Here is a 10,952-nt window from a genome sequence, read left to right as displayed (position 1 = left end):
TTGGCTTCCGCAAGTAGTGACAAGACCATCAAAGTGTGGAATCTGGCAACGGGTAAAGCGATTGCGACCCTCCAAGGGCATCGCGCACCAGTCAGGAGCGTCTCTTACAGCCCAGATGGCAAGACTTTGGCTTCCGCAAGTAGTGACAAGACCATCAAAGTGTGGAATCTGGCAACGGGTAAAGCGATTGCGACCCTCCAAGGGCATCGCGCAGAAGTCAGGAGCGTCTCTTACAGCCCGGATGGCAAGACTTTGGCTTCCGCAAGTAGTGACAAGACCATCAAAGTGTGGAATCTGGCAACGGGTAAAGCGATTGCGACCCTCCAAGGGCATCGCGCACCAGTCAGGAGCGTCTCTTACAGCCCGGATGGCAAGACTTTGGCTTCTGCAAGTTATGACAAGATCATCAAAGTGTGGAATCTGGCAACGGGTAAAGAGATTGCGATCCTCCAAGGGCATCGCGCACCAGTCAGGAGCGTCTCTTACAGCCCGGATGGCAAGACGTTGGCTTCCGCAAGTAGTGACAAGACCATCAAAGTGTGGAATCTGGCAACGGGTAAAGCGATTGCGACCCTCCAAGGGCATAACGAAGGAGTCATGAGCGTCTCTTACAGCCTGGATGGTAAGACTTTGGCTTCCGCAAGTAGTGACAAGACCATCAAAGTGTGGAATCTGGCAACGGGTAAAGCGATTGCGACCCTCCAAGGGCATCGCGCACCAGTCAGGAGTGTCTCTTACAGCCCGGATGGCAAGACGTTGGCTTCCGCAAGTAGTGACAAGACCATCAAAGTGTGGAATCTGGCAACGGGTAAAGCGATTGCGACCCTCCAAGGGCATCGCGCACCAGTCAGGAGTGTCTCTTACAGCCCGGATGGCAAGACGTTGGCTTCCGCAAGTAGTGACAACACCATTAAAGTGTGGAATCTAGCAACGGGTAAAGAGATTGCGACCCTCCAAGGGCATCGCGCAGAAGTCAGGAGCGTCTCTTACAGCCCGGATGGCAAGACGTTGGCTTCTGCAAGTTGGGACTACACCATCAAAGTGTGGAATCTCGATCTGGATGATTTACTGGTGCGCGGTTGCAATTGGGTACGCGATTATTTGGAGAACAACCCTAATGTGAGTAAGAGCGACAGAAGTCTCTGCGACGGGATCGGCACCCAAAAGTAGCTGCTAGGATGCGATATAACTTATCCAATACCATACCAAGCGCCATACCAAGGGCGATCGCTCATTGCCCAAATTCTAGCCGCGCCTGCTCTACTAACTCACCCGTGACAAATTCCAAACCTTCTGCACGAGCGATTTGCTCAATTCGCTGACGCGCTTGGGAACGGACAAAAAAAGGAATATTTTTCAGCTTTGCTTTTGCTTCCGGCGTCCACTGTAAAACATCTGTAAAATCAGAATCGCGCATGGTACACCAGCCCTTAGCTATCAGCCGTTCGGCTTTTAGCTGGTAAACTTAATCGCATTTTATCAAGTAGCGATCGCTTTTGCTTATATCCCTCTTAGCAGGACTTAAACGAAAATAGAGAAGCAATAAAGGTATAATCTGCGTAGGGCAAAGATTTCACGTTTAGACTTTTTGGATGAAAGAGACAACTCCAGCCGCTATGCCGCCATGCTTTGATAGATGGTGTAAACGCTTTGATGATCTCTGGACGCATCAAGCACAAAAACGAGAGTTTAGGAACTATGTAGGCGGATTATTAGGGGAAAGTGAACGAAAAAACCTATCTCAAATCGCTTCTAACGCTGTAGGAGTGACTTACCATCGATTACATCATTTTTTAACGGAAGCGCCTTGGTCAGCCCAAGAGGTAAATGAGCGTCGTCTGAGAGGATGTCTGAAAAGTAAAAAAGCTCTCATAACGATACCCTGTCAATAGCAATATGTTGATTCGACAGCGTTAAGAGAGCGATGTCTCAATCCTATCCCAGTGACTTAACTGACGAGCAGTGGGAACTGCTCTCAGGGCTGATTCCTAGCGCCAAAGCAGGTGGGCGTCCCCGAAGTGTTGATATGCAAGCTGTGGTGAACGGTATCCTCTATATCTTGTGCGCTGGTTGCGCGTGGCGGATGCTACCCCACGATTTTCCAGCCTGGAAAACGGTTTATCACTATTTTCGGCAATGGCGAATTGATGGAACTTGGCAACGCATCAGCGAAAAGCTCTCCTCTGTGGGTGCGAGTGATGGAAGACCGTGAGTCTACCCCTAGTGCCGCCGTCGAAGAATAGTCAATCGGTGGAAACTGCCACAATGGTCAATATTGAGGTGGGCTATGATGGCGGCTTGCCAGGTGAAAGGGCGCAAGCGGCATTTGTTAGTCGATACCTTGGGATTAGTGGTGATGGTAGTAGTAACTGCTGCCAATGTTAATGACCGCGATGGGGCACGCCGTTTGTTTGAGAAGCTGTATCAGATACGCCAACGCTTTCCCCGTCTAGTACGCATCTGGGTTGATGGCGGCTATAGCGGTGAGGAGTTTATGCGCCCTTGTGATGGACGCTTATCGTTGGATTCTCGAACTCGTGTTGCACTCGCAAACCGCCCAAGGCTTTGAGCTGTTGCCTAAGCGATGGGTGGTTGAGCGTACCTTCGGTTGGTTCCACTGGTGTCGGCGCTTGAGTAAAGATTACGAGATTCTGCCGGAAACCTCCGAAGCGTTCATCTATGTTGCCATGATCCGTCTCTTGCTTAGACGATTGGCATAACTTAGACGGTTGGCATAATCTTTGACTTCTCAGACATCCTCTCAGTCCTCAGTCCTCACCTCTCAGCCCTCAGTTCTCAGTCATCCCTCCTGCCTTCTCCTACCAAGGGTTGCCAATCAACGTGAAAGCTGCCCAGTAGAAAGGATGCTCAAGGCTTCTATTTCCCAGTCCAGCCATTGAGGGTGGCAAGGGAAAGCTGCCATTAAGGGTGCGGAGTTGACCTCCCTCTAAGCGCACTTTGCCCCTGAGCATTGCCACCTGTGCCTGACGCACCGCTTCCGCCTTGATGGGCGCTTTTTTCAATTGTTCGTAGAACTCTGTCATCAATCCCAAAGTCCCTTCATCGCTAACGTACCAGAGACTCGCCAGGGCTGACTTGACGCCTGCCTGCACTGATAACCCGGCAAAGCCTAATTCTGCCTGTTCATCTCCCAAGGCTGTGCGACAGGCACTTAGCACCAGCAATTCTACAGGAGGGTCATTCCAACCTAACTCCCGCAGCTGATCCAATCTCAGCTTGGTGTCCCACAGCTGAATATAGGAATTGCTCGGGTTCCCTGACTTAAATTCCCCATGCGTGCCTAGGTGAACAATTCCGAAAGGTTCTTGCTGACGCTGCGCCTTAAGATTTTTCAGAGTGAAGGCATCGTTGAGGAAAGATTTACCCGACCATAGGGAAGAGGCGATAATGGACAATTCCACGGGCACGGCGGGTAAGGGGTTTTGGTTAGTAAATTTGGCTGCTCCCATTGCCAGGACTTGGGTTTTTTTAATATCCCGGTAACGAGTATCGGTTAGGCTGAGACTCGGCATGAGTCCGACGCTGTATTTTTCCACTAGGAATTGTTGACCGTCATGGAGGGCAGCAACCGGAAGACTCCGCAACCCTGTATCCATAAGGAAAACCAAATTATCGATCTTGCTAGCTTCTAAATCAGCTTTTACGGGTGCTATCAACCACTTATAGAGTTGTTGGGAAGAATTGAGGTAACGGTTTGTTTTAAGCGGCTTAGTGATTTCTGAGCGAAATTCCTGGGCGACTTTGAGAACTTGACGGCGTGTTACCCCTGTGACTCTCCTGCGAATTGGTGGCTTTTTAGCTGTCACAATAACGAGTTCGAGTTGGTCGTTATCCTGCGGTAGGGGATTGTTTGACGATTGAGCTGGAAGTTGAGCTAGCTGATTTAGGGCTAATCCCTGAGAGTTGAATTGCCAAAGAATATCTAATTGTGGCGCGGGATAAGAGAGTTGACTTTTATCTGCTGCTGTTCCTGGTGTAACTGTTGCAGGCACAAAAGCAACATAAATGAGTGCCGGTTTCACTCCAGTTGCTTTCTCAATTTCGTTAAGAATTTCACGCGCCTCATCCAAGGTTTTTAAGGGAAGATCGGGAGCGAGTCCCAAATATTGCTGGAATTGCCTTGTAAACTCTTGGTCGATTTGAGCAACAACTGGATCGATTTCGACTGAGGCAAGATTTCTCGTTGCCGGTATTCGTGTCAGCGGCGTCTCCTGCGGTGGTGATAATTCGCTGGAAAGTGGCGTTGGGGAAGGTGTTGGCGTGGGGATTGGCGTAGGAATTGGTGTGGGGATTGGCGTGGGGATTGGCGTGGGAATTGGTGTGGGGATTGGCGTGGGAATTGGCGTGGGAATTGGTGTGGGGATTGGCTCAGCTACATTGATGGTGAGCTGTTGCGGGGCGGAGAAGGAAACGCGATCGCTCGCACTAATTGTAAAGGCATTGAGCAAACCAGTCGCACCCGTAGGCGGTGTGTAAACTAAAACATCGCTCAACGACAAAATGGTTCCCGGTACGATGACGGTACCATCTTGTTTGGTCAGCGTTCCCCCATTAATGGCATCAATGCGTATTGAGGTAAAATCGCTATTTGCATCGGTTATAGATGGATTTAAACTCGCAACAGTGAATGTAATCGACTGATTTTGTTGAGTATCCGTTAGCAGAGTATTTGCGGTCAAAGTCGGTGCTTGGTTAATAAAGGTTATCTGAATACCATCAACACTAGGATTGCCCACCTCAAAGGTATTGTTATTGGGAATCAGAGTATCGATAGATGGAATGGTTTGTGCAGGAGAAATCAGCTCCCCATTCCCACTACTTCCACCCGTATCAATCGCTCCCGCCGTACCGTTGTTAGTCGCATCGCCGACGATAAATTGAAAGTTATCTTGCCCCCCATCATGTTGGATGATAACAGAGCCTCCTTGGGTCACTCCACTGGTGAGGATGGTTGCTGAAGTGCCGCCAATTATATTCAGTCCCTTAACAACTCCTAGGGAAGATATTGTGACATTACCACCGCTGAGTGAGCCATCGATTCCATCTACTTGTTCTTTAGCTTGGGTATTTATCGTATTAAAGGTAATATTGTCATCTGTTGTTAAGCTAACTAACCCACCTAATGCATTAGTAACCAGATCGGGAAAATCTGGATCGGGAGGGGGGGGATTAACAGTAGCAGAGGAATTAATGTTGCCGGTGATTATATCGTCCTTAGCTGTGAAGTTGACCGCACCCCCTGTAGCAACGATGGGGTCAGTAGCAGAGGAATCAATATCGCCGGTTTGAATACTACCTTGGGCATCTAAGGTAACTGAGCCGCCTATCGCATCGAATAAAGTGGCACCACCACTTGTTTGGCTAACAACAGCAGAGGAATTAATGGCATCTGTTTTAAGATTGCCTCCAGATGTTATCTTGACGTCACCCCCTGTAGCTCCTGGATTATCTCCAAGGAAAAATATGTCAGCTTCTGCAAAAGAATTAATTGTGCCTGTAGTGATGTTACTGCCAGCTTCTAAAGTGACTGCGCCGCCTGTAGATTGAAAATAAGAGGTGGAGGAGGAATTGATATCGCCATTAACTGTAATTGTGCCTGTGTTAGTAGTTAAACTCACCAGACCACCATCATTATTATTATTAGAGGAAGTAATATCACCTGTAAGAATGTTTCCATTAGTGGCATCCAGGATGATACTTCCACTGTTCGCGTATAAGTTAGAGGTGTCTAGATTGCCGGTAGCGATCGCGCCGTTGCTACTGGTGAGTTGAATCTTCCCGAACGGACCAAAACCAGGAGGAGGATCGATCTTAATATTTCCAACAGTGATACTTGCTCCGGAAATTGTTATATCTCTTCCATTGGTTCGGATGGTGTTCGCCGTATTTTGCATCACAAAAGAACCAACCTTATCACCATCAGCGTCTGCCGTAAAAGTGATTGACGTAGCAGGCCCGCCGCCGAAGTTCAGAGTTCCGTCACTTGTAAGATCGTTGATAGTGATGTTGTTAGTCGCTTGCAAAATCACATTGCCAGAGGCGGAGGCATTTTCCAGTTCGGTTTCCGAAATGATGAAATTTGCAGGAGCATCACCCTCAAGAATTGTGCCATCGGCTAATTCAACGTCTTGCGCTCCCGGACCCGCACTTTGATCTGTTACCGTGATATTGAGTGGATCAAGTAGTAAGGTTCCCGCCTTACCTTGTGGCGCAAGCGTATCCACCTTACCTTTGAAAGTTAAGCTTTCCTTGCCTGAAACTTCCACAAATCCGCCGTCGCCGGAATTTTTGCCGCCACGAGCGCTGATATTGCCGTAAAATTCAGTTGCCTTGTCAGACCAAACGATCGCACGACCCCCATTACCGTTGTTCTTGCTATCGACATCGATCGAAGAGTCTGGACTGACATAAGTTCTAGAGGCATTCGGTACCGTTCCCTTTCCTTGATAATCGCCGCCAATTAGCACCGTTCCGCCGCCAAGACTGCCGGAAGCGTTGATATTGGCACCCACCAAACCTACTTTGTCACCCAGAACTTGCACTTTACCGCCAGTCTGCCCAGATGCGTTAAGGTTGCCAGCTACAATCGCAGTACCTGTATCGGTGGGGATTGCAACGCCAGATCCCGTGAGTACCACTTGACCTTTACTATTAACAGTGAGTTTAGTCGCATTCCCAATTTTTCCGCCAGTCAGCAGCTGCGGTACGGATTGAGGATTAGGGATAGGGGATTGGGGATTAAAATTCTGAGTCGCGACCTCCAAACTGAGTAGGTTTCCAGGTTGACTAATCCGCACGGATTTTCCGCCGGAAACCGCTGCCACAGTAATATTTCCTTCTGGTGCCAAAAGTTGCCCAGTATTAACGATAGTGCCACCGAGTAAGGTGAGATTTTTCCCCTGTCCTACTGCTAAGTTTCCAGAGTTAACGATGGCACGGGGTTGGGGAGCCGTGAAAGCAAAAGTGCTGGGATTTCCTTCTAAAGCGGCATAATTATTGTTACCGATGGCATTAAACCAATTATTGCCAAAGCCGATACTGTTGGCGGTGGTGGCAGTGAAAGATGCAGGCACATTTAGACTAGCGTTGTTGCCAAATACAATTCCGGCTGGATTCATCAAAAATAAGTTTGAATTGCCGCCAGTGACTTGAATTAAGCCATTAATGACGGAGACATCTCCACCCACAACTCGACCGAGAATATTCTGAATGCTGGGGGTGGATAGGAAGTTGGCAATCTCACCTTGATGGAGATCAAATTGGTTAAAGCTGTGGAAGAGATTCTCACCTTGGCTTGATAGCTTACCGCCAGTGATGTCGAAGCGATCGCCATTGACGTTGACAAGGGTACCAGTGCCATCAGCAGCCGGAATGATGGGTTGTGCCAATGCTTTTTCTAAGCTGATGACTCCTGCTAGAGGCAAGGCTGCCATCACTAAGCTAACTTTTCTCACTAAGGGTTTCATAATTGCTCTCTCTTCCAGATATTAAGAAATATTGAACAACCAATCGCAGTTCTGCTTTGCCGAAGTCACTACGTTTTTGTTTACACGGGTTGTTCCTTTAACCAATCGCTAACTGTGATGTACTTTCTGGACAGTTATTATACTGCTGTTATAACTTATCTCAACCAGGATTGTCTTCAGGAACTAAAAACAACCAAGTCTAAGAAAAAAGTTTTTTTAGAAGAATTTGATGAGACTTATGGATGAATTTAATTTTATCGGAAAATACTGACACAAAAGCGTCTATCCCCACCTTAGTATTTTGAAAGGAATTTTCTGCAAAAATAAAATCATAATCGTCAAAAATGATCGTGCCGCCAACTTTAACAAGCGCCCAAGCTAAAACTGCATCTTCCAGAACATCGCTGGCTAGGTGGGAGCCATCAATGTAAACTAAATCATAAAAACCCAAGGGTAACAAACGCAATATTTGTTGAGATTCACCTACTATTTTTCGTACCTTTTCCGCTGCACCCGTACGATTTATATTAAAGTCAAATCGCTCTTCTATAGAGCTTAGATAGTCACAATCATATCTTTGATGTTCTAAGCTACCTGCAAAGGTATCTATACAGGTAATTTGGCTAGAACTATCTATTAAAATATTTTCTAAAAACCAGCAAGTAGATCGCCCCTCCCAACTGCCTATTTCTAAAATATTTAATCCAGGTATTTTAGATAAAGGTTTAAGATGCTCATTCAAAATATCAAGGTTGCGGCTAAACCAGTCTGTAGAAAATTGATAACCTTTCAATATTGTCTCAATTTGATAACGAGCTTTTGAAAATTCAGGCTTGATTGTTAAGAGTTTACGGTAATAGCTCATTGCCTCGGCAACTCTACCCTTTTGCTGGAAAATCATGCCTAAATCGTAGTAGGCTTCAGGAAAGTCAGGTTTAACTTCCAGCGCTTTCTGATAACAAGCGATCGCTTGTTCAATCTGTTCTTGCATCCACAATCTTGCTCCCATTTTAAAATAGGCTTCAGCTAAGAGGTTTTGCGATCCCTGGTAGTTACTTATATCCCCTTGAACAGAGAAAAGTTGAGCAGATGTCTGCAAATCGGCGATCGCTTCTGGATAGTTACCCAATTTAGAATGGGCATTTCCCCGGTTATTGTAGGCGGCGGCAAAGTTAGGATTAAGCTGCAATGCCAGAGTATAATCGTCAATCGCTCCTTGACTATCTCCTAAATCGAAGCGTGCGACACCTCGATTAGTGTAAGCTTCAGGAAAATTAGGATTGATATTCAGCGCCTGAGTGTAATCCTCAATTGCTTCTTGACCATCGCCAAGTCTGGAGCAAGTATTACCCCGATTGTAATAAGCAACAGCATCATGGGGATTGAGATACAAGATTTGGCTATATTCCTCGAAAGCTTTTTGATGATAAATTTGCCAAATTATCTGTACCGTTAAATGTCTTTCCTGGTGGTGATGTCTGTAAGTTTGGGCTTCGTGCTGTCTCCAGATAATCACTTGTTCGGCAACAGAAATCCCGGTTTGACCAGAGAGGAATAAGCTTAAAAATAAAGTGCCAGTTGAGAGATATTCGGTTTGCACTAGGTTGAAGATGCGGGGTAAGTCTTGTACCCAGTCTCCAATCTTGAGGCTGAAGCAGGGAGGGCAGAATTTTAAATTAGCGATCGCTTCTCGAAATAATTCATTTCCCTGCTCTTGATAAATTGGGGAAGGCACATCCTTGAACTGCCCGATAACTGCTGTATAAGGTAATGCTAAGGATGCATTGAGAAAGCTTGGTAAACTCTCTAGCGCCTCATCATCCCCATCTAGAATAAATACTTGTTTTACATTTTCTCTTTTTGCATCAGCCAGAGCCTGTATCAGCGTAGAAGCTGGCCCTTTATGCTCTAGTCGTCTAATTTGGCATCTATTTTTAACAGCAGCCAAATTAGGAAAAATATTGCTTCCATCATCGTATACAACAATATCAAAATCTCCCTGAATCGAACGGATAGCCCGTTCTAGATAGGGATAGCTAGGATCGTAATATCGAATAATGATCCGTGTCATCGCCGTCAACTTAAGAATACAGAACAGTGTTCATCCCACACCAGTCGCTCAAAATTCCCCTAGTCTGAGTCATGATGCTTTCGTTGCCACACTCCAAGTAATTTTCGTGTATCTGTCATAAGGAGTAGGGAAGCCCTGCCCTTACTGGCATCGGAAGACTCTAGAGATTGTGAAATTTAATTGTCTCCAATGATACTTTGCAACTTTTGGCAGTAATCTGGGATCTTTAGCCCAGAGTCTTTGCAGCACCTAGTGATGTTGTAGGCGATCGCGCATCAAGAGGGCGATCTGCTCAAATCTGCGACTCTAATTGTTGTAACTAATTGGAAAATTCAGAAAATTCTATCAATCGCGGCATTTTCCGGCTGATAACCTTAAGCAGTATGCTCTCTGGGGTTCTCTCTGTCTTAGGTCTTCTTGCTTATTTGTTAATATTTTGTTACAAACAAGAGAGTAAGCACTCTTATGGACGCGAAACATTATGTTAGGCGGCCTTACTGGTTTCACAAACAATACTGGCACTGATTGGGGAGAACGCCTCCTCAATACAGTTGCTAGCAAGACTATTCGCCACATGTTTACCCAGAGTGAGTCTGTGGAAGTTGCTGTTCGCTGCTATCCCTCCAGCAAGCTTTTGCAGGGCAGTATTGACAGCTTCAAAATGAGCGGTAGTGGTCTTGTGATTCGCCGCGAGTTTCGCACCGAGGAGATGTCGTTTGAGACAGACGCCGTCTCGATTGACTTCAGCTGTGTAATGCAAGGTCAGATTCGCCTTAAGCAACCCACCCAGGCAGTTGTACAGGTGACGCTAACCCAGGCAGATATTAACCAATCCTTTCAGGCAGAACTGGTGCAGAAGCGACTGCAAGATATTTCCACACCAGCTTTGACAGATTTATCTGGCGGTCAGCCCGTTTCCTTTACCGAAGTCCAAGTACAGCTGCTGCCCGAAAACCAAGTGCAAATTTTTGCAAAGGCAGATTTGGGCGAAAAAGGATTGGTGCCACTCAGCATGAAATCAACCTTAAGCGTGGAACGGCGGCGTCGCATTCGGTTTAAAGATCCCCAATTTCAACCAGAGGCGGTTCCAGAAGAATCACGGGAAATTTCTCAGACCTTGACCTCGGCATTTTCTGAAATTTTAGATAACATGGTCGATTTGGATCGCTTTAATCTTGACGGCGTAACCATGCGAATTAACCGTTTGGAAACCCAAGGAGATAAGCTAATTTTCAGTGGCTATGCCCAAATCGAGCGCGTTCCCAATAATCCTTGATTGTAGTCAATCGTCATGGGTTACTGGCAATCGCAGGGTCAGAACCGCGTTAAAAGGAACAGGGATAAGGAACGAGGATTGAACACCTCTGTTCTATCCTTAATTCCTAAAGGTAAGC

At 46.6% G+C, this 10,952-nt stretch carries 5 protein-coding genes and 2 pseudogenes; 4 read left to right on the top strand and 3 right to left on the bottom strand.

What is annotated here, in order from left to right:
- A partial coding sequence (locus NC994_RS25085) for a WD40 repeat domain-containing protein (protein WP_242032550.1) occupies positions 1-1,170 on the top strand: 1,170 nt, incomplete at its 5' end.
- A gap of 61 nt (positions 1,171-1,231) precedes the next feature.
- On the opposite strand, the gene NC994_RS25080 is transcribed toward NC994_RS25085, so the two are convergent.
- A complete protein-coding gene (locus NC994_RS25080) occupies positions 1,232-1,417 on the bottom strand; it encodes a PCP reductase family protein (RefSeq protein WP_190436826.1) in 186 nt (61 codons plus the stop codon).
- Between the two features lie 175 nt (positions 1,418-1,592).
- Here NC994_RS25080 and NC994_RS25075 point away from each other — a divergent pair.
- Positions 1,593-1,841: pseudogene (locus NC994_RS25075) on the top strand (transposase); the annotation flags it as partial.
- Positions 1,842-1,924: 83 nt separating this feature from the next.
- Positions 1,925-2,720: pseudogene (locus NC994_RS25070) on the top strand (IS5 family transposase).
- A 99-nt stretch (positions 2,721-2,819) separates the two neighbouring features.
- Here NC994_RS25070 and NC994_RS25065 read toward each other — a convergent pair.
- Together NC994_RS25065 and NC994_RS25060 are read right to left on the bottom strand one after the other, a co-directional pair.
- Positions 2,820-7,487, bottom strand: a complete 4,668-nt coding sequence (locus NC994_RS25065; RefSeq protein ID WP_190436822.1) for a CHAT domain-containing protein — start codon at positions 7,485-7,487, stop codon at positions 2,820-2,822.
- 199 nt (positions 7,488-7,686) lie between these two features.
- Complete coding sequence (locus NC994_RS25060) at positions 7,687-9,558, bottom strand: tetratricopeptide repeat protein (RefSeq protein WP_190436820.1); 1,872 nt, start codon at positions 9,556-9,558, stop codon at positions 7,687-7,689.
- Positions 9,559-10,039: 481 nt separating this feature from the next.
- On the opposite strand from NC994_RS25060, the gene NC994_RS25055 reads away from it, so the two are divergent.
- A complete protein-coding gene (locus NC994_RS25055; RefSeq protein ID WP_190436817.1) occupies positions 10,040-10,834 on the top strand; it encodes a DUF2993 domain-containing protein in 795 nt (264 codons plus the stop codon).
- Positions 10,835-10,952 lie beyond the last annotated feature (118 nt).

Source organism: Trichocoleus sp. AS-A1 (assembly GCF_039962015.1).
In the GTDB taxonomy this organism is placed as follows: domain Bacteria; phylum Cyanobacteriota; class Cyanobacteriia; order Cyanobacteriales; family FACHB-T130; genus FACHB-T130.
The sequence above is the reverse complement of the archived record's forward strand: the minus strand, read 5'-3'. Positions and strand labels throughout refer to the sequence as shown.

What these genes read in the sequence shown, in the direction of transcription:
- NC994_RS25060 (WP_190436820.1), bottom strand. Translation starts at nt 9,558, where the DNA reads ATGACACGGATCATTATTCGATATTACGATCCTAGCTATCCCTATCTA.
- NC994_RS25080 (WP_190436826.1), bottom strand. Translation starts at nt 1,417, where the DNA reads ATGCGCGATTCTGATTTTACAGATGTTTTACAGTGGACGCCGGAAGCA.
- NC994_RS25055 (WP_190436817.1), top strand. Translation starts at nt 10,040, where the DNA reads ATGTTAGGCGGCCTTACTGGTTTCACAAACAATACTGGCACTGATTGG.
- NC994_RS25065 (WP_190436822.1), bottom strand. Translation starts at nt 7,487, where the DNA reads ATGAAACCCTTAGTGAGAAAAGTTAGCTTAGTGATGGCAGCCTTGCCT.